General features: G+C 46.7%; 14 protein-coding genes. 12 read left to right on the top strand and 2 right to left on the bottom strand.

The genetic code is table 11. From position 1 onward, the window contains the following. Nucleotides 1–25 precede the first annotated feature (25 nt). From BMX95_RS18820 to BMX95_RS18785, 8 genes are all read left to right on the top strand, one after another. Nucleotides 26–655, top strand: coding sequence for a dienelactone hydrolase family protein (locus tag BMX95_RS18820; RefSeq protein WP_081202492.1), 630 nt, complete (start codon nucleotides 26–28; stop codon nucleotides 653–655). Nucleotides 656–719: 64 nt separating this feature from the next. Continuing rightward, a complete protein-coding gene (locus BMX95_RS18815; RefSeq protein ID WP_081202493.1) occupies nucleotides 720–3,347 on the top strand; it encodes a T9SS type B sorting domain-containing protein in 2,628 nt (875 codons plus the stop codon). A gap of 82 nt (nucleotides 3,348–3,429) precedes the next feature. Further along, nucleotides 3,430–4,761 carry a family 43 glycosylhydrolase gene (locus BMX95_RS18810; protein ID WP_081202937.1) on the top strand — a complete coding sequence of 444 codons (1,332 nt, stop codon included), beginning with the start codon at nucleotides 3,430–3,432 and terminating at the stop codon, nucleotides 4,759–4,761. Nucleotides 4,762–4,867: 106 nt separating this feature from the next. After that, nucleotides 4,868–5,383 carry a sigma-70 family RNA polymerase sigma factor gene (locus BMX95_RS18805; RefSeq protein WP_165759015.1) on the top strand — a complete coding sequence of 172 codons (516 nt, stop codon included), beginning with the start codon at nucleotides 4,868–4,870 and terminating at the stop codon, nucleotides 5,381–5,383. 84 nt (nucleotides 5,384–5,467) lie between these two features. Next, the gene (locus tag BMX95_RS18800; protein WP_081202495.1) at nucleotides 5,468–6,514 is read left to right on the top strand and encodes a FecR family protein; all 1,047 of its coding nucleotides are present in this window, start codon (nucleotides 5,468–5,470) and stop codon (nucleotides 6,512–6,514) included. 90 nt (nucleotides 6,515–6,604) lie between these two features. Beyond that, nucleotides 6,605–9,889, top strand: a complete 3,285-nt coding sequence (locus BMX95_RS18795; protein WP_081202496.1) for a SusC/RagA family TonB-linked outer membrane protein — start codon at nucleotides 6,605–6,607, stop codon at nucleotides 9,887–9,889. A 34-nt stretch (nucleotides 9,890–9,923) separates the two neighbouring features. Beyond that, on the top strand, nucleotides 9,924–11,738 hold the full coding sequence (locus tag BMX95_RS18790) for a RagB/SusD family nutrient uptake outer membrane protein (protein ID WP_081202497.1): 1,815 nt from the start codon (nucleotides 9,924–9,926) through the stop codon (nucleotides 11,736–11,738). Between the two features lie 12 nt (nucleotides 11,739–11,750). After that, on the top strand, nucleotides 11,751–14,186 hold the full coding sequence (locus tag BMX95_RS18785; protein WP_081202498.1) for a bifunctional YncE family protein/alkaline phosphatase family protein: 2,436 nt from the start codon (nucleotides 11,751–11,753) through the stop codon (nucleotides 14,184–14,186). A 186-nt stretch (nucleotides 14,187–14,372) separates the two neighbouring features. Here the strand turns inward: BMX95_RS18785 and BMX95_RS18780 are convergent, their stop codons facing one another. Then, complete coding sequence (locus BMX95_RS18780; RefSeq protein WP_081202499.1) at nucleotides 14,373–16,919, bottom strand: hypothetical protein; 2,547 nt, start codon at nucleotides 16,917–16,919, stop codon at nucleotides 14,373–14,375. Between the two features lie 22 nt (nucleotides 16,920–16,941). Beyond that, nucleotides 16,942–18,222, bottom strand: coding sequence for a glycoside hydrolase family 99 protein (locus BMX95_RS18775; protein WP_081202500.1), 1,281 nt, complete (start codon nucleotides 18,220–18,222; stop codon nucleotides 16,942–16,944). A 330-nt stretch (nucleotides 18,223–18,552) separates the two neighbouring features. On the opposite strand from BMX95_RS18775, the gene BMX95_RS18770 reads away from it, so the two are divergent. The 4 genes from BMX95_RS18770 to BMX95_RS18755 all read left to right on the top strand — a co-directional run bounded on the left by BMX95_RS18770 (nucleotide 18,553) and on the right by BMX95_RS18755 (nucleotide 25,501). Then, nucleotides 18,553–21,711 carry a SusC/RagA family TonB-linked outer membrane protein gene (locus tag BMX95_RS18770; RefSeq protein ID WP_081202501.1) on the top strand — a complete coding sequence of 1,053 codons (3,159 nt, stop codon included), beginning with the start codon at nucleotides 18,553–18,555 and terminating at the stop codon, nucleotides 21,709–21,711. A gap of 9 nt (nucleotides 21,712–21,720) precedes the next feature. Then, nucleotides 21,721–23,556 (top strand): RagB/SusD family nutrient uptake outer membrane protein, encoded by a 1,836-nt coding sequence (locus tag BMX95_RS18765; protein ID WP_081202502.1) that lies wholly within the window; start codon nucleotides 21,721–21,723, stop codon nucleotides 23,554–23,556. Between the two features lie 3 nt (nucleotides 23,557–23,559). Beyond that, entirely contained in the window at nucleotides 23,560–24,273 is a 714-nt protein-coding gene (locus BMX95_RS18760) for a DUF3823 domain-containing protein (RefSeq protein ID WP_081202503.1), read from the top strand. Nucleotides 24,274–24,349: 76 nt separating this feature from the next. Beyond that, complete coding sequence (locus BMX95_RS18755; RefSeq protein ID WP_133053984.1) at nucleotides 24,350–25,501, top strand: hypothetical protein; 1,152 nt, start codon at nucleotides 24,350–24,352, stop codon at nucleotides 25,499–25,501. Nucleotides 25,502–25,509 lie beyond the last annotated feature (8 nt).

Here is a 25,509-nt window from a genome sequence, read left to right as displayed (position 1 = left end):
TCAGCTTTTTGTAAAAGTACGCCCCATGACCCGCAAAAAGGAAATACAGATCAATTTACAGACTGTTGCCCTGAGTGCCAATCTGGCTGAACCGGCTAAGGCAAGGGGCGTGGTGATCTTTGCGCATGGGAGTGGCAGCAGCCGGTTAAGTCCGCGCAATAATTTTGTGGCGGATGTGCTGAATAAACACAACATGGCAACGCTGCTCACCGACCTGTTAACCGTATTAGAAGACGAAGTGTATGAAAACCGGTTTGATATTGCGTTGTTGAGCCATCGATTGGTACAGGTAACGGAATGGGTAAAGCAACATCCTGATCTGGACCAATTACCCATTGGTTATTTTGGCGCCAGTACAGGCGCTGCTTCCGCCTTACAGGCGGCGGCCATGCTCGAGAAAAATATTAATGCGGTGGTAAGCCGTGGCGGCCGGCCCGATCTGGCTGTTGCTTTGAAACAGGTAAAAGCACCCACGCTGCTCATTGTTGGCTCCCGCGATACACAGGTGCTGGGTTTAAACAACAAGGCCTTTGAACAACTCACTGGTGAAAAGGATATGGAAATTGTTGAAGGCGCTTCGCACTTATTTGAAGAACCCGGGGCTTTACACAAGGTGGCCGACCTGGCCGCCAACTGGTTTGAAAAATATTTATAACGTATAGGTATTTTATCTGCAAAAAAGCTTTTGTATTTTAGCGGCGTATATAACTCCAACGTTCATGTATAGGTTTGCTCTTACGCTGGTATTATCTTTTCTGCTATATAATAACCTGGTTGCCCAAGTAGTTTTTGTGGCTGGTACAACGGCAGCGCTTACCGGCGTAAATGCCGGAAAGGTAATGCAGGTAGATTTTAATTATGGGGGAGAGGTTTACGTGCAGGGGGGTGACAATACGGCGGGACAGATTGCGAAACTTAGTAACGGGGGTGGCTTGCTGTGGAAGTATTCTGTTCCTGTTCCCGGCTGGCAGTATGGAGGTAATTTTGGTGGCTGGGCAGTTGAAAAAACAACAGGGCACGTATATGTTGGCCCGGGGGCCGCTGCCGGTGGTGGCAGGGTTATTCGGCTAAACGGCGTTTCAGGTACCTATGATAATTATAGAACACGCTTTTTTACCGATGCCAATAACAACAATGGTGAGATCTGGAAAATGCGTTGGTACTGCAATGGCGGTTCTCCACAAATACTGATTGCCAGTGGCGGCGGGACCAATGGTGATTATCATGATAACATGGGCATGTTGTTGCCACCAGCTACGGGTTTCAGTTCTTATAACGTAACAGGTATTACCACTTATCCTTATAAGCAGGATGTGGCAGATTTTGTTGTTGATCCGGCTAACAAGGACCTGTATTGTATTCTGGCCTCCGATGGAACTCCGTTTGTTAACAACAGGATCTATAAAAACAGCCAGCCCTATACGGCAGCCGATCAGAAATGGAATACGCTAACTGGATATACTACTTTACAGGAAGATAATAATGCCCCTTTCATGGCTGGTTCCGGATCAGGTACCAATGCTGCCAATGTACTGGCTGTAAGTTCAAAATACCTTTTCTACTATGATGGTAAAAATCTAAAAGCATTCGATAAGTCAACGGGCGCAACAGTCGGTACTCCACTTACATTTTCCTCCACGGCGTTGATGCAACAGGGTATTTATGCCGACAATTGCGATCATGTTTTTATTGGTACAGCCAGTGGAAGTATAAAAGTGCTGCAGTTCAATGGAACTGTATTCGATGACAATGCGGTTGCCGATATCGATATCCCCGGTTATTCAGGAAAAGCCGTATATGCGCTTGAGTATGATGAAGACCGGAATTACGTATATGCCGGTGGTGATGGGTTTGTAGCTGCCGTGAATTTGTCTGCTTATTGTGCCTTACCTAAACCGCGCATAAACTATATACTAACAGCTAAAGCTACCAAAAATAGCGTAACAGCTACCATATTTCCGGCGCCACCTGCCAATGCGGTGATCACCTATACGTTGCTAAAACCCGATGGAGGTACGGCTACCAGCTCCACGGCTTCCTTTACCAATCTTCATGGGATTAACTCCTTTACAATTTTTGCCGATATTGTTATCGATTGTCAGAATACCACGATTCTCGATATTTTCCAGTTAAGCGACCTTGACCTGGATGCAAAAACCGAAACTGTTTGTGGTGGAAAAGGAGGACGGATCACGATCATTGGAAAAGGTGGAACCCCGCCATATACGTACGGTGTTGATAATTTAATTTTTGGAGCGAATAACGTGTTTTCAAATCTGACGCCGGGCACACATGTAGCCTTAATCAAAGATGTAGTTAATTATGTTGAAGTTTCCATCCCTGTTATTATTACCGTAAGCGACCTGGTGGTAGACGCGGGAAATGATGCAACCATTTGTGAAGGCCTCAGTACCCCGCTTTCAGGTACTTCCAATGGAATCAATTTTTCGTGGACCCCGGTTGCTGGTATCAGCAATACGACAATTGTTAATCCTTCTGCCTCGCCACCAACAACCACTAAATATTATTTATCGGCCACCAAAGGCACCTGTACACTGACCGATTCACTGGTAGTGACCGTGCTGCCTGCTCCCATTGCCCACGCAGGTAATGATACCAGCGTTTGTTATACCTATGATGGTTTGTTGCATGGCAGCGGTGGCTTAAGTTATAAATGGAAACCCGAGACCTATTTAAGTAATACAGCTGTTGACGCGCCTGAGGTAATTCATCCGGAAAGATCTGTGCTGTATACCCTGCAGGTTACCGATGCACAGGGTTGCCGTTCTTTAAAAGAAGATTCGGTATTATTCCATGTAGTTCCGCCTACACAGGTATGGGCCGGTAACGATACGATTGTTGCATTGGGGCAACCCCTGCAAATGCAGGCGGTAGATCTTAATAAAAGTGGATTTACGCAGTTTGCCTGGTCGCCTTCTTATGGATTGACAACTCCATCAACTGCCAACCCGATAGCCCAGCCGGAAAATAATATCACCTACCAGGTAACGGCCGTAACACCGGAAGGTTGCACGGCATCGGATGCGGTTTTTGTAAAGGTGTTCAAAAACGTGGACATCTATGTGCCCAATGCTTTTACCCCCAATGGCGACGGCCGCAATGACATCTTTAGAGTAACAGCACCCGGGATGAAAGCATTGAAGTATTTTGTAATTATGAACCGATGGGGGCAGGAAGTGTTCCGTACTACTGATCTGGCAGCAGGATGGAATGGCACGCTGAAAGGAAATCACCTGAGCGCCGGTACGTTTGTGTGGGCGTTGGAAGGAGTGGATTATACAGGCCGGGTTATCAGAAAAAAGGGGACAATCGAACTCATCCGGTAAAAGAAGGTGCATTTTCATCCATTAATCCTTAATTAATGCGCTATTAAGCACCTGATTAATGCCCAAACCCTTACTTGCACCTATGAAAAAAATAATTGCTTGTCAGATCCTGCTGGGCGCTTTGTTGATAAGCGTACGCTGTTTTTCCCAGAATCCTTTTATTACCAGTATATACACGGCCGATCCTTCGGCGCATGTGTGGGCCGATGGCCGGTTGTATGTTTATCCCTCCCACGACATTGACCCGGCCCGGGGCTGCGACCTGATGGACCGGTATCACGTATATTCAACTGACGATATGGTGAACTGGCGCGATGAAGGGGAAATTCTTAACGCCAGCCAGGTGGAATGGGGCCGTAAAGAAGGCGGTTTTATGTGGGCACCCGATTGCGCCTATAGGAACGGTACGTATTACTATTATTTCCCACATCCCAGCGAAACAAAATGGAACAATTCCTGGAAAATAGGAGTGGCCACCAGTAAAAAACCGGCCAGCGATTTTACCTCCGCCGGTTACATAAAAGGCATCGATAGCAGCTCCATGATCGATCCCTGTGTGTTTATCGATACCGATGGACAGGCCTATTTTTATTACGGCGGCGGCAGCAGGTGTTTAGGTGGAAAATTAAAAGACAACATGGTTGAAATGGACGGCGCCCTGCAAAAAATGGAAGGATTGGTTGACTTTCACGAAGCTACCTGGGTCTTTAAAAGGAACGGGATCTATTACCTTACCTATGCCGATAACCACGGCCGCGAAAACCAGTTGCGGTATGCTACCAGCAACAGTCCATTGGGCCCCTGGAAATACCAGGGCGTATTCCTGGGTTCTACCGATTGTGATACCAACCACGGATCCGTAGTGGAATACAAAGGCAAGTGGTATATGTTTTATCACAATCAGAATATCTCCAATACCGGTCATGGTAATTTACGGTCTATCTGTGTGGACTATGTAAATTTTAACGACGATGGCACCATAAAACTCGTTGAACAAACAAAGACCGGTCCGGCGGCTATCAAAGCGTCAAAGCCAAATACTAAAAAATCAACCCGCTATGAAGCGGAAAAAGCAGCCATGGATGGCGGCGCTGCTGTAAATAGTAATTACGTTGCCAATTTGAAAGATGGGGCTTCTTCAATAACATTCTCAAACATCGATGGTGGCAAAAAAGGCGGCCGGGCTACGTTGACCATTGTACATGCCAATGCTGCTTATGGCAGAATGAAATTACTGGTGAATGGCGCCGATCATTCTTACCTGAATGCCATTGCTACAGGGGATGCTGCTGCCTTTACCGGTAAAACGGTATTCACAGTGAAGCTGAATGCCGGTAACAATACCATCCGGCTGGAAGGAGGAGGAAAGGATGCCGTGAATGTTGATTACATAACCATTATGCCATTGGATTAATCTTACGCTTTTGCACAACGCTGCACCAGACCGAACATGATAAATATTCCTTAACATTCGAAAATTAAAATATATCTAGTTTTGCCCCGCAATGTTATCTGCTGCTTTGGACATTATTCAAGAGATAAAAACGGGGGAGGAATCTACATTCAGATCAATCTTTTATCAGTATCATAGTAAGCTTTATTACTATTTTCTGAAAAAGAGCCGGTCTGAAGAAATGTCCCGGGAACTGGTGCAGCTTACTTTTATCAAGTTGTGGCAATTCAGGCATACCCTTTCTGGCAATCATCCTTTTGAATTGCAGCTGTTCAATATTGCCAATTCTACCTTTATTGATCTTCTCCGCAGGCAACAAACGCATCGCGCCAAAATTGTTGAAATGCCCATCGATGCAGAAGACGCATTCGAAGCAACGCAGCAGGCAAATGATTTTGAACAGGCAGATCACCTGCAATCGTTGATCCAGTCACTTTCTCCGGTAAGAAAGAAAATATTTATCCTCAGCCGCATTCAGGGCCATTCATATAAAGAGATCGCCCAACAACTCTCCATCTCGGTAAAAACCGTCGAAGACCACATTGGTAAAGCATTGAAGCATATCCGCGCGCTGTTTTTCTAAACCTCAATGTTATCTAAATGTTACCAGCAGGGGTAGCAGGGGTCATGATGCGTATATATTTGTGAAAGCTTTAATAAAATTTTAGTGCAGATAAATTCAGAACTCATTCAACGGTTCTTTGAGAACAAATGTGATCAGGAAGAAAGAACCGCCGTATTACAATACCTGAAAGACCATCCCGAAGCCATGGAAAAATTTTTTCCATGGCAAGATTGGGAGCAAACAAAAGAAGGGGTGCTGCCTTCTTCTGTTTCCTATGAAATGTTACAGACCATTACCCAGGAGTTGTTCCGGGAAAAGAAAAACAGGCAAACGGTATGGTTACGGGTGCGCACAGTAGCTGCAGTAGCCGCTGCCTTCCTTCTGGTTGCCACAACTGTTGTGTTGTATATATTAAATAAGGAACAGGTACGTAACAGCGCAGTAGCAACGGTTGACCAGCCTTTACCCAAAAAGGATACCCTTTGGGTGAGAAAAGAAAACAATACCAATAGCATGCTGGCTATTTTGTTGCCCGATGGTTCAACAGTGCGGTTACAAAGCAGGTCGGTATTGAAGTACCAGTCTATATATGGCGAAACAAAAAGAGACGTGTGGCTGGAAGGACAGGCCTTTTTTCAGGTGGCCAAACAAAAAGAAAAACCTTTTACTGTTTGCACACAATCAGTAAATACAACAGCACTGGGTACTTCTTTTACCGTGCAGGCGACCGGAATGAATGCCTTGGTAAAATTACATACCGGCAAAGTAGTGGTAAAACCAGTAAACAACCTGCCCGGTTTTGACAAGGAAATTTACCTGTTGCCCGGCGAAAAGATCAGCTACAACTATATACAGTCAATGGTGAAGGTGGTAAGGAACTCCGACAAACACATCGATAAAACACCGGCGCCGGAAAAGGAACAGGATCTTGAATTTAATAATGAAGCCCTCGCTATGGTGATGGCGAAATTATCGGACAGATACCATCAAACCATCCATTTTAACCCGGAAGAAATAACCGGTATGAATTTTACCGGAACGATTGCCCGCAATGATTCATTGAACGTAATACTTCGGCTCATTGCCAATATGAATAACCTTACCGTAGAAGAAAACGGAAACAGTTTTACTATTTCCAAAAACCGGTAAGAACCGGAAAGGCAAATAATAATTTAATTCTTGTTGTAAAAAAATGAGATCCCACCGGGAAGGGGATCCTATTATCAAAAAATCAAATCAATGAAGCATTCGTTTACCAGGTTTTTGAAAATTGCAGGGTTCTGGCTAATAGCACTTATATGTGCGCCCGGCGAAAAGGGATGGGCCCAGAATAATGCGGGGATAAAAGGTACCGTTGTGGATGATCAACAGGAGCCGCTTGCCGGGGTTAACGTAAAGTTACAGAAGGCCGGCATGGTTGATTCAACAGGTACGGCCACCAATGAAAAAGGGATGTTTGTTTTTGAAGGCTTAACCCCCGGTACTACTTATAACTTAACATTTACTCATATTGGTTATGAAGTGCAGCAGCGGAATATTCACGTAAAACAAAATGAAACCAACTCAATGCTGGTGCGGTTAAAAGCCGGCAGTTCGGGTTTGGATGAAGTAGTGATCGTAGGGTATGGTTCGCAGAAAAAAATAAACCTCACGGGAGCGGTTGACCAGGTTGGCGGGGAAGTACTGGGCGACAGGCCCATGCCGAATATCTCACGCGGCCTGCAGGGTGTTATTCCCAATCTGAATATTGTAATGACTGATGGAAAGCCCACCCGTTCCCCGGCTTATAACGTCAGAGGTGTTACTTCCATAGGTACCGGCGGGTCGGCACTGGTGTTGATCGATGGGGTAGCCGGCGATCCGAATTTATTGAACCCTAACGACGTACAAAGCGTAACCGTATTGAAAGATGCAGCGTCTGCTGCCGTGTACGGGGCCCGTGGTTCTTTTGGCGTGGTGCTGATCACCACAAAAAGCGCCAACAAAGGAAAAGTGCAGGTGAACTTTAACTCAAGTTATACTGTCAATCAGAAAACAGTAGATCCCAAGATCGTAAATGATGGGTATGAATGGACACAGGACTTTGTGGATGCTTACAATTCCTGGTACGATTATAAATCACCGCCTACTACCATAAACGGTATTTTGCCTTATACACCGGCCTACCTGGATTCACTGAAAGCCCGGTCGCTGGACCCTTCTTTGCCGAAAGTTACAGTTGACCCGGCCACTGGAAAATATCTGTACTATGGCAGCACCGACTGGTACCATGAACTATACCGTAACAGCTCACCCGCTTTTGATAATTCAATAAGTGTATCGGGCAGTAACAACAATGCCAGTTTTTATATTTCCGGCCGGTATTACAACCAGGGCGGCGTGTTCAGGTACAGCTCTGATGATTTCAAACGCTATAACCTGCGCATGAAAGGCGATATCAAACTGGCGCCCTGGTTTACCCTGACCAATAACCTGGATTTTAATACCTACAAGTACTTTTATCCCGTGGTGAACGGTGGGTCACCCGTTTGGCGTTATATGGATGTATCGGCTGTTCCAATGGCTGTTATGTTCAATCCCGACGGCACCTTAACGCCTTCTTCCTATCAGTCGGTTGGTGATATGTACACGGGTAACAATAACCAGATCACTAAACAATTGTATGTAAGAAATACCACCTCGTTCAATGCCAGTTTGATAAAAAACGTGTTGAGCCTGAAAGGTGATTTTTCTTATGCGTATACCAATAACAGCATCGATGGTAAATTTTACCCGGTTTCATACAGCGAAGGGCCAGGCAAAATAGGTCCCAACACGGTTAATAAACTGAAAAAAACTACCGGTGTTACGGCTTATTACGCTACCAACCTGTATGCCGAAGCAAAAAAAGATTTTGGCGACCACGCTGTTAAACTATTGGGCGGGGTGAATATTGAAGACAGCCGGTACGATAGTACTTATGTGGAACGGGATGGTTTGCTGGATCCCTCATTGCCCAACCTGAATTTATTGAACGGGCAAAACTATGTAACCGGTGCCGGTGGTAATGAATGGTCGATTGCTGGTTTCTTTTACCGCTTGAACTATGCCTTTAGAAATAAATACCTGCTCGAGATAAACGGGCGGTATGATGGTTCTTCAAAATTTCCGTCCTATAGCCGGTTTGGATTTTTCCCTTCTGTTTCAGCAGGCTGGGTAGTTTCAAAAGAGCCGTTCATGAGCTTTGCCGACAACTGGCTGGATAACCTGAAACTGCGTGTGTCTGCCGGTAGTTTGGGTAATGGACAGATACAGCCATACACTTTTATGTCGTTGATGCCGGTTTCGTTGAATAAGAACATGGCCATCAATGGAGCGTTTCCCAGTTATGTTCGGGCGCCTAAAGTGCTGCCTGATGGCCTCACCTGGGAAACGGCTACCACGTATGACGGAGGCATCGATATGACCTTCCTGCATAACAGGTTAAATGTTTCCTTCGATTACTACCAACGGTATACAAAACACATGTATACAGCGAGTCAGCCATTACCTGCTGTATTCGGTGCTGCGGTTCCCTATGGCAACTTTTCAGACCTGAAAACAAACGGTTGGGAATTGAGTGCCAACTGGCGCGATAATATCAATGATAACCTGAGTTACAATATCGGGGTGGTATTATCTGATTATAAAGCATACATTACCAGGTATAATAATCCCAACGGTATTTTACCATACGGAAATAATGCTCCCTCGGCAACCAATGCCGGCACCTATTATAAAGGAGAACGTTTGGGCGAGATCTGGGGCTTTGAAACAGACGGCTTTTTAACACAGGATGATATCGACAAAAAAGCGATCGATCAATCGTATATCGTGGTGTCCAATTCGAATGTTCCGCTGCCCGGCGACCTGAAATTCAAAGACCTTAATGACGATAAAGCCATCAATATCGGTAAGGGAACAATGGCAGATCACGGCGATTTGAAAGTGATTGGCAATTCGAATCCCCGGTATATGTTTGGCGTAAACCTGGGCATGACATGGAAAACCATTTCCTTCAGCGCTTTCATTCAGGGTATAGGACACCGGGACTGGTGGCCTGGATTGGAAGCCGGTGCCTTCTGGGGACAATATAACCGGCCATATGAATCAGTGCCTGCTTATATGATGAAAAATGTTTGGCGGGAAGATAATCAAAATGCCTATTTCCCAAGATACCGGGGTTATGTAGCGTTGAGTGGTACCCGGGAGCTGGCTGTGCAACAAACCCGCTACCTGCAGAATGCAGCGTATGCACGTCTGAAAAATATCAACGTCACCTGGTCGCTGCCAAAGAAATGGGCCAGCCTGGTAAAAATGACAAGCGCCAAATTGTATGTAACCGGTCAGAATTTGTTTACGATTACGCCCATGCACAAGTATGCAGCGAATTTTGATCCTGAAGTGATCGATGGCGCTGATCCGGAAGTGAAAGCCGATGCGGGTAATGGCTATGCTTACCCTATGCTGAAATCTTATTCAGTAGGTGTAAACCTTACCTTCTAATCTTAAAATTGTCTGTTTAAACAAGCGTGATACAATGAAAAAATATTTCTTTTTCCTTATAGCGGCGGCAGCAGGTTTACAGGGATGCAGCAAGTTTTTGGATAAACAGCCGTTTGCAGACCTCACCACCGAAAAGGTGTTTCAGAATGCCAACGATATGGCCCTTTACGTGAATTCCTTTTACACAGACCAGATCCCTTCTGCCCAAACAATTGCCTCCGACGATAATGTGTCTGATTACATTTCCGGAAATAATATTCCTGCAATAATGCTGTCCACCACCAACCCAAATTCCGTTGGCGGCTGGTCGTCTACCACGCCCCCCAAGGATATTTATAGCTGGAGTGTTTTAAGGAATATCAATTATTTCCTCGATAATTGCGATAAAAACCCTGCTATCCCCGCAGCTACCATAAACGGTTTTAAGGGTATTGCCAGGTATTTCCGTGCCTTGTTCTACTTCAATATGACAAAGAGATATGGAGATGTACCCTGGTACGGCCACGCGCTGAGCGCCAGCGATTCTTCCATGTACAAACCCAGGGATTCCAGAGTACTGGTAATGGATTCTGTGGTGGCTGACCTGGATTTTGCCATAGCCAATTTGACTGCAACGCCTGATGTTACCTGTTCTACCATTACAAAATGGGTAGCGCTGGCATTAAAATCCCGGGTATGTTTGTTTGAGGGCACATTCCGCAGATATCACACCGAATGGAAACCAAACCTGACAGCTACAGCCGATGATTTTTTAAACAAATCACTGGATGCTTCCAGTCAGCTTATCAATTCGGGAAAGTTTAAGCTGCATAACACCGGCAGGCCAGCTTCTGATTACCGGGACCTGTTCACTACGGAAGCACCGTGGTCTGAAGAAGTGATCCTTGCCTCCACCTACAGCAATTCATTGAAATTATGGAGTCAGTTGAACCAGCTCTTTACCAGTCCAACCCTTGGTAACAGATCGAGCCTGAATAAACAATTTGTCGATACCTACCTGAACCTGGATGGCACCCGTTTTACTGATCAGGCAAGTTTCGATGCTGTTTTCTTTGTTGATGAAATGAAGAACCGGGACCTGCGCCTGCAACAGACTGTTCGTTGCAATGGCTACAAACGCACCGATGGTTCTTCCGCACCACCGGATTTTGCCTATACGTTTACCGGCTATCACATCATGAAATATACGCTCGATGATAAAAACCTTGATTACAAGGCACAGAACAATAACTCCGTTCCTATTTTCCGGTATGCGGAAATACTGCTCAACTATGCCGAAGCAAAAGCTGAGTTGAATACTTTCAACGCTTCCGACTGGAGTAACACCATTCAAAAATTGCGGGCAAGAGCGGGTATTACCAATGCGCCTTATCCAACAGTAGCCGATCCCTATCTGCGGGATACTTATTTCAGCGACCTTGGTATTGCCGACCCTGCTTTGCTGGAAATAAGAAGGGAAAGAGGTGTGGAACTGGTATGCGAGGGACTGCGTTTTGATGACATCCGCCGTTGGAAAGCAGGCAAAGCCCTGATGACCATGCCCTACCTGGGTGTATATGTACCAAAAATGAATACGGTATATGCCATGAATGGTGATGGCGTGAATAATGTTTCATTTGTATCAGCTGCTCCTTCTAGTCCGGCTACCGGTGTAACCTACTATAAGGTAGATAATAAAACGGTATCGTTGACCAATGGCACCTACGGCAATATTCATTGGTTGATAAACTATGACGATGTTCGTGATAAAAATAAATGGGACGACCGATTCTATTATTATCCTATTCCAACCAATGAAACCGTGTTGAATCCTGCCCTTGATCAACGATATGGCTGGGAAAAATTCTAAAGAAAAGTAATCATGAAGAGAATGATTCTGCTATGCGCTGCGGTAGTTGCCTGTATACATGCATCAGCGCAGGACCTGCAAACGCTGGAAAGTAAAAGAATAAAGTTGCCCAACGGCTGGAGTATCACTCCGGCCGGGCGGCACCTGACCGTAGGTGATCTGCCCCTTAATATAGCTGTTAGTCGGTCGCAGCGATATTTGGCCGTTACCAACAACGGACAAAGCACGCATTCCATTCAGCTGGTAGATGTGCAGCATGAAAAGATCCTGGATAACAAAGTGATGGCAAAAAGCTGGGGCGGACTTGTTTTCAGCAACGATGAAAAGTATTTATATGTAGCCGGTGGCAATGATAACTGGATCCTGAAATATGCCATCACCCACGATACGCTTAGTACGGTAGATACGTTCAAGCTGGGCGCGCCCTGGCCCAACAAGATCTCACCTGCAGGCATCACCATCGACGATCAGCGGCAGTTGTTGTATGTGGTGACAAAAGAAAACAACAGCCTGTATGTGGTTGATATGAAAACAAAGACTATTGTACAACAATTGCCATTGGGAGGCGAGGCTTATACCTGTTTATTATCACCGAACAAAAAGGAATTGTACATCAGCGGTTGGGCTACCAACAAAATACTGGTGTATGATACCTGGAAGCATACAATGATCGATAGTGTAGCGGTGGGCGATAATCCCAATGACATGTGTTTAAATAAAAAAGGCACGCTGCTTTACGTGGCCAATGCCAACGACAACAGCGTATCGGTCATTGATATTACAAAGCGTAAAGTGCTGGAGACGTTGAATGCAGCCTTGTACACCACGCAATTAAGCGGTTCTACTACTAACAGTGTAAGTTTAACTGCCGATGAAAAGACCCTGTACATTGCCAATGCAGATAACAACTGTCTGGCGGTATTTGATGTAAGTGTGGCGGGGAAAAGCACTTCCAAAGGATTTATACCAGCAGGGTGGTACCCCACCTGTGTACGGGTTACGGGTAAAAAGCTTTTTGTTACCAATGGAAAGGGGCTGGCGCCTTTCGCTAATCCTGACGGCCCCAATCCTATGGTCAAAAAACAACCTGTAGTGTTGCATGAGGGAATTCCCAACAAACCAAAGGAAGTACAGTACATTGCCGGTATGTTCCAGGGTGACCTGGAGATCATCGATGTGCCCAATGCGCAACAAATGGTAGTGTACTCAAAGGCAGTTTACGCCAACGTTCCGTATAATAAAGTGGAGGAACAGATCTCCGGAGTAGAGGCCGGTAATCCCGTGCCACAAAAAACCGGCGGCGTTTCTCCCATTAAACATGTTTTCTACATTATAAAAGAAAACCGTACCTACGACCAGGTGCTCGGTGATATACCCGAAGGCAATGGCGATAAAAAGCTGGTGTTGTTCGGTGAAAAGATAACGCCCAATCAACATGCACTGGCCAGACAATTTGTATTGCTCGATAATTTTTACGTAGATGGGGAAGTGAGTTCCGATGGCCACAACTGGAGCATGGGTGCCTATGCCACTGATTTTTTAGAGAAGACCTGGCCTTCCTATTATGGAAGAAAGGGCGGCACGGAAGCCTCTTCCGGGTTAAGGGAAGTGGCCAATAACAAAGCCGGTTTTATCTGGGACAATTGCAAACGGTCGGGGGTAACCTTTAGATCGTACGGAGAGTTTACCAATAACAATTTCCGGCCGCAGGTGCCGGTGCTGGAAGGACATTTCTGTACTTATTTTCCCAGCTTCAATGGTAACATCCGCGATACTACCCGTTGTGGTTTGTGGCGCAGGGATTTTGATTCGTTGTTAGCCATCAACGCAGTGCCTCAATTTGTAACGGTAAAGTTTCCCAACGATCATACGGAAGGAACTGCCATAGGCAGGCCAACGCCTTTTGCGCACGTAGCCGATAATGATTTAGCAGTAGGTATGTTTATTGAACACCTGAGCAAAACTCCCATCTGGAAGGAGAGCGTTGTCTTTGTTATTGAAGACGATGCCCAGGCTGGTCCCGATCACGTGGATGCGCACCGGTCAACTGCTTATATGGCGGGTGGTTTTGTTAAGCGTGGCTTTGTTGACCATACCATGTATTCTACTTCCTCTATTTTGCGTACCATTGAATTGATCCTGGGTATGCCACCCATGACGCAATACGATGCGGCAGCTACACCCATGTGGCGTTGTTTTAATAAAGAAACCAATCCACAGGGATTTACCGCTTTGCCCGCACTGGTAGACCTGAACGAAAAAAATACGGAAGAGAATAAACTTTCCATGGTTTCGGGTAAGCTCGATTTTTCAAAAGAAGACCTCATTCCTGATCAGTTGATGAACCAAATCATCTGGCAATTCGTGAAGGGGGAGCATGTACCGATGCCTGCACCGGTACGAGCGGCGTTTTTTAAATTGAAGGAAGATGAGGATGATGATGAATAAAGGCAATGGGCAGTAGGCAATAGGCAATAGGAAGAGGGCAAAAGGTAGAAAGCCCAAAGGCTAAAGTACAAAGCAGACCGCTTTTTGCTTTAGCCTTTTGTGTATTTTACTATAAGCTTTAATCTTGGGTCTTAGCCTTGTATTTGCTTACAGCCTCCACTATTGCCTATTGCCCATTGCCTATCACTACTGATTAGCTATCTCATTAAAACTCTTCCCCGGTTTCTCGCCATAACTGTGCTCATATTCTTTTTCGAATTTTTGGAAGGTTTCCAATGCAAGGCCGTATCTGCCCTGGGCAATAAGGGCCTTGCATTTGTATTCCAGTGCTGTTTCGTTCAACTGATCGAACTGGAATACGGCATTGGCAATTCTTATAATAACACTGCTGTCGGTAACCGTATGGGTGTTGAAATGGGTGAGTAACCAGTCGATGGCCAGCCCGGATACTTCCGATTTAATATCATCGAGCCAGGAATAATTTACTTCATTCAGGAAGGAGCCTCTTTCCAGGATCTTCAGCAGGGTTTGTTTTTCTGCCGGCGTGCAGGCCTGTTTTCTTACAATTGTATTAAACGTAAGGTAATCGATGTAGACCGCATTTTCTTCCGCTACCAACTGAATTTTTCCATTCACCTTCTCGATATGGCAGGCGCCGATGCTTTCGAGGATCGGTTTTAGTTTGGCAATGTTTACCGAGTAATTGTTCTTGGCGTCTTTCTGTTGTTTATCGCGCCAGAGGATCTCGAACAGTTTTTCCTGTGGAATGCCTTTCCCGGTACGAATGGTATGGGTGACTATTAAGATCAATAATTCTTTCAGCAGAGGGGTTAATTGGGTGGTAATGTCGTGGGCAGCTTTATCGTATACTTCGAAGTTACCAAACAGGTAAATGGCCGAGGTGGTGTTTAGGTGTGTAGGTGCCTGTAATTCAGCCACTGCCGGTTCGGTAACGGAAATCACTGACCTTTGCTTCAACCGCGACCGGTATTTCCTATAGAAATACCAGCCGGCACCTATCACTGTTAAAATCCCCAGTATGAATAGAACTACAACAAAGGCAAACAATTTCTCTGCGCCAGCCGGCGCTGAAGTGAATAGGGCAAGTGATCCTGGTGGAAAATCAAGCGTGTATACATTTATTTCACTCCGGTTGTTCGCTGTATATAAAGTGACCGCCACCAGTTTTTTACTGCTTTTACAATAGTACAGATCAGCGTAAGACGCAATGTCATAATAGGAGAAGGGGATGGAGTCACCCAGCTGGTTATACGTATTGGCGTAGAGCGAGCCCTGTATCAATTGCAATGCTGCATTGAACCGGTCGGTGGGATACACCAATGCATACCAGGTATTGGTGGGCGCATCAATCACCATTTGATTGGCGAAACAGAATTGCCGCGTTGGCTCCTGCAATTGAAACAGCGTGTGAAATGATTTACTGCGCACATCGAATAAGGTGAAATCATAGGTGAACCTTGGATTAATGGTTTGGTCGCCCGAAGTGCTGCCATAGCCGCCTACCAGGTAAGCCGTATCTCCTGTTTCATTGGTGCCTGCAGAAGCCATATAACGCGGCATAAAAAAATCGCCGGTGATTTTTACGGGTTCCCATCGCTGGCTGTTCAAATGATAACGTTGTACCTGGTTTTTGTATTGAAGTTGTCCATACCCGCCCATGATGTATAAACAGGTATCCCAGGCAGAAAAGAATTTATTCGCCTGCCAGTAAACGGTCAGGTCTTTAAAGTTAAAATTATTGTTCCAGCGTTTGCCGCCTGAATCGTAGCGGCTTACCTGTTTGCTGTCGATATAAAAATTGTATAAAGAGTCTGTGAGGGGGATGTATATCGATTGGTTGCCGGGGGGAATGCTGTCCCGTTTATTATTGAGCCCAATTGCCTGTACGGCCATATTGGTAAGGCTCAGGGTGAATAAGGAGTCTGCTGCAACGATATATACTATTTCCTTCTTTTTATCGAAGGCCACACTGGCGGTGGCTTTCGTGTTGATGGAATATACGTTTTCCCATTTCTGGTGCCGGGGTTTTATCCATACCGGGTTTTTCACCACTGCTTTCCGGTGTTCTTTGGTGTCTTCGGCTGTTACGCCATCCGATTCTGACAAAGGAAAATTATACAGCAGCTTTCTATTGTTCGCTATCTGAATATCTTTAATACAGGCGGGGGGAATATCGGTGGTTTGAAAACCTTCATAGCTGTTGCTGCCAAAATACAGGCGGTAGTCGCTTTCCCGTTTAATGGTCAGCGGCCCTTCGCCGGTAATTGTATTGATACTGAAAAACAGTTTCTTTTTATCGGTGTTGATCCGGAGCCTGAAATGGTTCCAGTCGTTCAACAACAGGGCGGTATCGATGGCCAGGGTACCGGAAACCTGTTCGCCATTTACAAAATTAAAACTTGCCGAACGCTGGTTGTAAATGATATCGATATGCTGGTTAGCCGCCGTGACCAGCCGCATTACATAACCGAAATAGATGTTTTTATGGGGCTGGAACATCAGGTCGAAGGAGATCTCGGTTTCCCCGGTCAGCCGGAACGGGCCACTGGCCGTTACGTCGAGCGAGGTCCGTTTTTCCGGAATCACTTCATGACTGGAAAATTGTAATCCATAGGGCTGCGCAAAAGCAGGCAATCCACCAAGAAGAAATAGCAAAGCAAAAGCCAGTTTCAGCATGAGCAAATAAAAAGAAAAAAATCTAATTATGCTCATGCCAAAACCAGCCTGTTATATACTAATTCCGCACCGGCATTTTAGGCTCCAGCGGTTTTTCTTTCCGCAGGCGTTTGGCGGCTTCGCCCGTTAGCCATAAATAGGTGTCTGAAGGCTGCCCGTCCAGGCCTGCAAAACTGGTTTGCGTGCTTACCGGCGGGTGATCGGTCACTTTAAAAATAGCTGTTCCCTCGTTCACTTCGTCGAACATGGCTACATATAACATTTCGGCACCGGCCGTAAGGGTGGTATAGATCTGCTGCCAGTAAAAACGGCCGCCCTGGCGGGGAATGGAACCTACTGGTTTTACATCGTCGGGAAATTCATGTTTGCTCAGGTTATGCCAGGTAAAACCGGGGTAAATACAAGGTACATACGTAATCTGGTTATTGCGGCACCAGTTGATGTCGGCAATGGTATTGTCGCGTAACCGGTCCATATCGTTGTGTAGTAAAGGTGAAAAGCGTTGTACGGTCCAGGGCAGCACCAGGTCGGCCTGGCGAATGATCGTATGCAGATAATTATCATGCACACAATCGGCATCGAGGGTGCGCCAGGCGGTGGGTACACCCAGCATGATGCTGCAATGCCCATACACGGGATCGTTCTTCAGAAAGTCGAGCAGTCTTTCCAGTCCAATGTTCCTGATGTCATAGGGCCTGTCAGGAAAACCAATGCCCCAGATCACTACTAAAGGTTTCCCATTAAACTGCACATAGGTTTTGGCGCCCGGCTGGTTGGTTACCCGCAGGCTGTCTACCAGGTATTTCCAGTCTTCTATAATGGCCGAGCAATCTTCGCCCGACCGGCCCAATCCGCTTAAGTCGTACATAATGGCAATGGCTCTTTTTTTGTCGGAGGCCGCCTTGAGGGCATTGGAAAGAATAGTGGAAGATGCCCTGTCGCGGTGTTTGGCATTGCCGAAAAAGCGTTGCATAAAAACACCGTCGATGCCATAGTCCTGCATCCATTTAAAATGCAGATCGATGGCGCTTTTGTCGTACGAACTGAAAAAACGGGCGGTTTCCCCGCTGGCCAGTTTCCAGGGCGTGGGGTAGGTTTTTTCATACTCGCTTACATCGGGCCACATGTCTATGCCGCATCGTTTTTCATCGCCATAGGCGAAATGACTGGCGCCGCTGCCATCACCAGCGGCCCTGAACCAGCCCTGGTAACCGGCCATGATCAATCCTTTGTAACTGGGATATAAAGTTTGCGTGCTGTGTTTTAACTGACACCAGGTAATACCAGGTACAAATAAAACGAATAACAAAAGGCAGAAGGGAAAAGCGATACATTTCATTTTTTCATATTTGGTAGCACTTGCAAGTAAATGGTGGAGGCTTAATTAAGTCTTAATTAGTGATTAATGGTATAAAGACCTGTAAGGTGCGCCATAGAAATTTGAATATTTAGAAGGTTCATGCGCTCCTGACAGGTCTTTTTTAGGGATACAAACCAGACCTGTCAGGTCCAGGCACCAGGCTGATTGTGCAAGTTCCGATGATGGACCTTACAGGTCTTTTTAGGGGCGAGGGGGTTAATTAATACCGCATTAATGGGTTTGTTAATAGTTTTTTAGGGCGTGGGCGCTTAATTGCCGGTATCAGTATAAAAACTAATTGCTTGTTGTATGAAAATTATCTGTAAGCTCCTGCTTGCCTGCCTGTTTCCTGTGGCGGTGCTGGCACAGCAGAAAACTATCACAGGAAGGATCACCCATGTGCAAACAAAAGAACCGTTGTCTGGTGTAACCATCACGGTATTGGGTGATTCCAGCGTTTCGGTGATGTCCGATCAAAGCGGACGTTATTCCATTACCGTTCCTTCCTCGGCCGTACGGCTTTCTTTTTCCCATGTTACCATGAACGCCATTACCGTTCCTATTAATGGCCGCGCCACCATCAACCTTACTATGGAGGAAAACAGCCGGAACCTCGATAATGTGATCGTGGTGGGGTATGGAACGCAAAAGAAAACCACCCTCACCGGTTCGGTATCCATGTTAAAAAGCAGTGATATCGTGGTCACCAAAAACGAGAACGTGCAGAACATGCTCACCGGAAAAATTCCCGGCTTACGCATGATCCAACGTACGGCTGAACCCGGTGGTTATGAAAACAGTTTCGATATTCGCGGCTATGGGGCCGCACCCCTGGTGGTGATCGATGGCGTACCACGCGGCGGCTTCGAAAAACTGGACCCCAATGAAATTGAAAGCGTGTCGGTGTTAAAAGATGCGTCGGCTGCTATTTATGGTAACCGCGCTGCCAATGGTGTTATCCTGATCACTACTAAAAAAGGAAGCGCCCGCAATGGCCGGTTTGATATTACGTACTCCTTCAACCAGGCCTGGCAAACCTTTCTCGGTATGCCCGATGGTGTGGGGCCGGTTGATTACATGATGCTGACGAATGAAAAAACAAAACGCGATTTCGCCAATAACTTCATCAGCAACCAGCCGCCTTCCTATTCCTACAACGATATTAAACCCTGGATGGATGGTACTTATGCAGGCGCCGACTGGATAGGCGCCGCGTTTAACACCACTTCGCCCCAGGTACAACACAACCTGAATATTACCGGCGGTACCGATAAAGTGAATATGTTCTTTAATGTAGGTTATATGAAACAAAGCGGTTTGCTGAAATCGGGCGACCTCGACTACAACCGCTGGAACATGCGCTCGAATATCAATGTAAAGATCAGCGACCGCCTGCGTGCGCAGGCATTGATCTCTGGCCATATGGATGAAAAGAACCAGCCTTACCAGGACCTTTGGACCATTTTCAAATATACCTGGAACCAGATCCCCATCAACCAGATCTACGCCAATAATAACCCGCAATACCTGAACGTAATGCCCGATAATGCCAACCCCGTTGCCATTACCGACGCCGATAAAGTGGGCTTTAGAAAAAGGACCCAGAAAAACCTGCAGGGACAGGTGAACCTTGAATATGATATTCCGGGGGTAAAAGGCCTGAAGGCAAGAGGCATGTTCAACTATGGGTTGAACGTTGATGACAACAGCGATTATAAAAAGTCCTACAACCTGTACACATTCGATGCCAACTCGAACGAATACAAGGTGTCGAATGTAAACGGGCCTTCCAATCTTACACGTACATATGGTACCAGTTATCAAACGCTCAGCCAGTTGTCGTTGCAATACAACCGTTCGTTCAACAGTACGCATAACGTATCGGCCATGGCTTTGCTGGAAGAGAACCATTCAAAGAACGATAACATCTACGCCTCGCGCAATGTGTTGCTGCCTGTTGATTACCTGTTTGGCGCCGAATCGGTTGACCAGATCGGCAATACATCGCCCGGCGGTGTAACCGAAATTGCCATGCGCTCCTGGGTTGGCCGTGCCACCTATGACTATAAAGGAAAATACCTGGCAGAAGCAACGATGCGTTACGATGGTACCAATAAGTACAAACCCGGTAACGGGCAATGGGGCTTTTTCCCGGCCTTCCTTGCCGGCTGGCGCATCAGTGAAGAAGCCTTTTTTAACCGGCTTATTTCACCCAGGATCATTACCAATCTGAAACTCCGCGCTTCCTATGGCGAAATGGGAGATGATAATGCAGCCGCGTTCCAGTATGTAGCCGGTTACAACTATCCAACCGTAAACCCCAACGACAACAGCGTTTGGGGGTATATGTTCAACGGGGTGTTTGTAAATGGTGCCGAAACCCGGGGGCTGGTAAATGAGAACATTACCTGGACTACCTCCACTACTAAAAACATCGGGCTCGATTTTGGCCTGCTCAATAATAAACTAGAAGGCTCTATTGAGGTATATAGAAGAGACCGCAGCGGCTTGCCTGCTCAACGTTCGGTAGTAATTCCCGGCACCGTAGGGGTTACCGTTCCGCAGGAAAACCTTAACTCCGACAGAACACAAGGGTGGGAGTTGACCCTGACGCATCGCAATACTATTGGTGACGTAAGAATGAACATTACCGGCAATGTTTCCTATGCCCGTAACTACTTCCGTAATCAAACCCAGGGCCTCGCCGCTAATGAATACCAGCAATGGCGCAATGGCCTCACCAACCGGTTTAAAAACATTTGGTGGGGGAAGGATTATGGTGGACAATTCGGAAGTTACCAGCAGATCTACGACTACAAAACAAATACGGGCGGCGGCAACAACAACGTGGTGCCCGGCGATTATTACCTGCAGGATTGGAATGAGGATGGCGTTATCAATGACGACGATAATCATCCCATTGCCGTACAGGACCTGCCCCTTATCAATTTCGGTTTAACCATTGGGTTATATTATAAAGGTTTTGACCTCACTGCTGTAATGGCGGGTTCCACCGGTTTTTGGGTGCAGTACGATGAACAATACGCCGAACCGCTGATGTATGGCCGCAGCTCGCTCACCAAATTCCTCGACAGCTGGCATACGGTGAACCCCGATGACAATGTGTTTGATCCCAACACCCAATGGGTGGCTGGAAAATACCCCGCCATGGGGTATAACTATGGCAACATCAACAACTCAACCAAGGCGGTACAGGACGCCAGCTTTCTGCGTTGTAAAACGCTGGAAGTAGGGTACAGTCTGCCCACCGCGTTGATAGGAAAACTGGGTATCAAAAACAGCCGCCTGTATGTGAACAGTTATAACCTGTTTACCATTACCGGGCTTAAAGACAGTGATCCGGAGCACCCGGGTAAAATTCCCAGTGCCGGTTTTGAATATGGTTTGGGTGGCTACAAGTATCCGCTCAACCGCACCTTTAACGTTGGCGCCTCCATTACCTTCTAAACGATTCATATGAACATGTATAATAAATTATTTACAGTATTGTTAGCTGTGCTGGCTGTTGTTTCATCCTGCCAGAAGCTCGATATAAAACCGGTGAACCTGCTTACCGATGATCAGATCTTCAGCAGTGAATCGGGTGTTAACGTATATATGGCCCAGGTATACCGAAAATTACCCATCGAAGATTTTACATACCGGCCTACCGGGCGAGACAACCAGCCGGGTTTTAACCTGCACCATGAATGGGAACATTTCTGGCATGCAGGTGCAGCCTGTGGCGAAATGGTGGGCCCCTGGGGTGGTATGGATATCGGCGGTGGTTTTGGTTACTGGCCCTATGCCGACATCCGCGCGGTGAACTATTTTATTGAAACGCTGCCGAAGTATGCCGCCAATTTTACCCAGGATAAAATAGACCAGTTTACCGGGGAAGCCTATTTCCTGCGCGCTTATTATTATTTCGCGCTGGCAAAAAGATATGGCGGTGTTCCTATTGTAGAGGTAGTGCAGAAATATCCCGAACAAACCATCGAGGAGTTGCAGGTGCACCGCAATACAGAAGAAGAAACCTGGAACTTCATTGGCAAAGACCTCGATCAGGCCATTCTGTTATTATCAGGAACCAGTGCACCTGAAAGAGCCAATAAATATGTGGCGGCTGCCTTAAAGTCGCGGGCCATGTTGTATGCTGGCAGTATTGCCCGCTATGGTTCGCAGAACTTCATAAGCGGCGATGCGCGTACGCAGGGGTATGTTGGCATAGCACCGGAAAAAGCAGCCGATTATTTCAACCAGGCCATTGCTGCGGCCAAATTGCTGGAAGGCCATTACAATTTATATACTTCCAATTCAGATAAAGTAATGAATTATGTGGATGCCTTTCTCGATGAAAAAAGCCCCGAGAACATCCTGGTAAGAAATTATTCCATCCCCAGTCGTACGGCTCATAGCTGGGATGCTACTTTTTCACCCCGCTGGATGACGGCTAATGCTTTGTCGCGCGCCTATCCAACCCTGGAATATGTGGAGCGATTTGGTTTGCTGGATTTCAATAACCCGGATGGTACACCGAAACGGTACAGTCAATTGACCGATGCCTTCCAGGGCCTGGAACCACGGTTAAGAGCAACCGTCTACTTCCCTGGTGATATCCTGCGCACCCGTACGTTTGATGTACAGCGCGGCATCTATCCTGCCTTCAGTGGTACGGCTGCCGCCGAGGTGGCCAAACTTGCTGCCTCGCGCAGCTATCTGTTGTCGGGCGATCCCAATACGATGTACAACGGCAAAGCCATTATTGGTCAAACCGGTATCAGTACGGCCGGCGATGAACGCACCCGCACCGGTTTTTATGTACGCAAGTACATCGACTATCGCCGTCCACAGGCAGATGTAGATCTTTTCACCAGCACCACGCACTGGATCGAATTCCGCTATGCTGAAATACTGTTGAACCGGGCTGAGGCGGATATTGAAACCGGTCAGGCCGCAGATGCGCTTGCCTGCTTGAACAAGATCAGGGACCGCGCCGGTGCAACGCCCCTGACCATTGCTGATATGACCATCGACGTAGTGCGTAATGAACGAAGCAAGGAACTGGCATTCGAGAACCACTACTGGTGGGACATCCGCCGCTGGCGCATTGCCGATGTGATCCTGAACAACGCCCGCTTTCAGGGAATAATGCCATACTATGTTTTCGACGAACAGAAATACATTATCCTGAAAGAACCGGAAACCTTTGGCCGCAATTACAATTTCGAAAAGAAATTTTATTATGAACCTATGCCGGGCGGCGAACTAGGCAAGAACCCCAATCTCTATCCGAACAATCCAAATTATTAGTATATGAAACTACAATTGCGCACCATACTTCTGACAGCAGGTATGTTGATGGCAGCTGCCTCCTGTGTGAAAAAAGACAATTTCGACGCGCCCGAAGCTTCTTTGGAAGGCAACCTGGTTGACCAGGGTTCAAAAAACAATATTCAAACCGCTACGGGTAATGTTACCATCCGGCTGGAACAGCTGAGCTGGAGCGCCACACCAGCACCCCAGGACATTCCGGTGAAAATGGATGGCTCTTTTAAAAACTCCAAACTGTTTAAAGGCCATTACCGTGTATCCATAAAAGGCGGTGCCTTCTGGGCCGTGCCACCGGTTGAGATGGATATTGACAAAGGCAGCAAATACGATTTCAACCTCACGCCTTATTTATACCTGAACAGTTTCACCCACCAGTTAGACAGCAATCAATTAACGCTTCGTTTTACCATGCAGGCGCCCATTGCCGGTATGCCTGCCATTGCTGAAATACAACCTTACGTAAACACGACCTCCCTGGTAGGGCCGGGCGCTTCCATCCGCGATTATTCAGATGTTTACAAGGTTGCGGTGAATAAAGAGTGGGCCGATATGTCGCCCGCCGATAAATCGCCGGAGTTTGTGATCCCCAATTTAGTAAGGGGCAGGACCTTTTATGTGCGGGTAGGCGTTCGGTTTAACAACGACGACAAGAGTTCTAATTTATCGGAAATAATTAAGATCGATATACCTAAATAAAGAAACCCCTCCCCCCAACCGGGGGGAGGTTGGGAGGGGGGCCTGCATTTAACTAAACAAATTCAAATTGCAAAAAATGAAACTATATCTAACTATAATAGTTTGCACAATGTTGCTGGCTGTTGTTTTACTCACAGCCTGCAATAAAGAAAACTATTCAAGCCGCGACACCAGCGGGTTGAAACCGCCGCCACCGCCACCACCACCGCCGCCGCCAGATCCAACCCTGGTTTCTTTTAACCCGGCTGATGCCATCGACAACTGGGAATCGGCCGGAAACAAAGGCGCTATTGAAAAAACGGGGGGTAAGGAAGGGGCCGGCTGGCTCAAAGCTTCCATTGTAACAGGTGAGGACTATATGCACCTGATCTATAAACGCCCGGCACCCGTTGATCCCAAACTCACCATTGATAATGGCCAGTTTGTATTCTGGTTCTATGTATCGAGTGTGGCTGACCTGAAAAACAACGACGGACAAATTGAGCTGACCAGCTCCAATGAATCGGATAAAAGAGAATATGCCTGGAACCTGGCCGATATCATTCCAGGTTTGAAGAACGGCTGGAACGAAATAAAACTCAACTTCAGCACCGCCGATGTATCCAATGACGGCGGGCCCGATATTCATGCCTTTAATTTCTTTCGCATCTATTTGTGGACGGCCAATAAAACCCATAGCGATGTAGCCATTGGTGTAGACGACCTGCATTTTAGGGTAAAACCCAAAACGCTGGAAACGTTTAACAATGCCGATGCCCTCGATAACTGGGAAACCGCCGGTAACAAAGGCGCCATTGAAAAGCCAGGGGCCAAAGAAGGGCAGGGCTGGCTGAAAGCTTCCATTGTAAGTGGGGAAGATTACATGCACTTTATTTACAAACGTCCTGCTGCACTCAATGCCGGGCTTACCAAAGCCAATGGCGCATTGAAAATGTGGTTATACATTGGCGATATCAGCCAGATAAAAGCTGATGGCCAGTTTGAACTGACCAGCTCGGGTGAAAGCGACAAAAACGAATATTCCTGGAACCTGGCCACGCTGTTGCCCAATTTGAAAAATGGCTGGAATGAAATCACGCTGAACTTCAGTGATGCCGGCGAAAGCAGCGGCGACGGCGGACCCAAACTCAGCGCCTTTAACTTCTTCCGGCTTTATTTATGGACAACCGGTAAAACGCATGCTGATGTGGCATTGGGTTTGGATGATCTAAGACTGGTAGAAAAATAAAAACCACA

It is taken from the genome of Niastella yeongjuensis (assembly GCF_900110245.1).
GTDB lineage: Bacteria > Bacteroidota > Bacteroidia > Chitinophagales > Chitinophagaceae > Niastella > Niastella yeongjuensis.
Note: the sequence above shows the minus strand (reverse complement) of the source record. Positions and strands in the feature narration are given on the sequence as shown.

Excerpts from the sequence above, each read along its gene's own strand:
- BMX95_RS18785 (WP_081202498.1), top strand. The coding sequence starts at position 11,751 with ATGAAGAGAATGATTCTGCTATGCGCTGCGGTAGTTGCCTGTATACAT.
- BMX95_RS18760 (WP_081202503.1), top strand. The coding sequence starts at position 23,560 with ATGAAACTACAATTGCGCACCATACTTCTGACAGCAGGTATGTTGATG.
- BMX95_RS18790 (WP_081202497.1), top strand. The coding sequence starts at position 9,924 with ATGAAAAAATATTTCTTTTTCCTTATAGCGGCGGCAGCAGGTTTACAG.
- BMX95_RS18765 (WP_081202502.1), top strand. The coding sequence starts at position 21,721 with ATGAACATGTATAATAAATTATTTACAGTATTGTTAGCTGTGCTGGCT.
- BMX95_RS18770 (WP_081202501.1), top strand. The coding sequence starts at position 18,553 with ATGAAAATTATCTGTAAGCTCCTGCTTGCCTGCCTGTTTCCTGTGGCG.
- BMX95_RS18820 (WP_081202492.1), top strand. The coding sequence starts at position 26 with ATGACCCGCAAAAAGGAAATACAGATCAATTTACAGACTGTTGCCCTG.
- BMX95_RS18780 (WP_081202499.1), bottom strand. The coding sequence starts at position 16,919 with ATGAGCATAATTAGATTTTTTTCTTTTTATTTGCTCATGCTGAAACTG.
- BMX95_RS18755 (WP_133053984.1), top strand. The coding sequence starts at position 24,350 with ATGAAACTATATCTAACTATAATAGTTTGCACAATGTTGCTGGCTGTT.
- BMX95_RS18795 (WP_081202496.1), top strand. The coding sequence starts at position 6,605 with ATGAAGCATTCGTTTACCAGGTTTTTGAAAATTGCAGGGTTCTGGCTA.
- BMX95_RS18810 (WP_081202937.1), top strand. The coding sequence starts at position 3,430 with ATGAAAAAAATAATTGCTTGTCAGATCCTGCTGGGCGCTTTGTTGATA.
- BMX95_RS18775 (WP_081202500.1), bottom strand. The coding sequence starts at position 18,222 with ATGAAATGTATCGCTTTTCCCTTCTGCCTTTTGTTATTCGTTTTATTT.
- BMX95_RS18815 (WP_081202493.1), top strand. The coding sequence starts at position 720 with ATGTATAGGTTTGCTCTTACGCTGGTATTATCTTTTCTGCTATATAAT.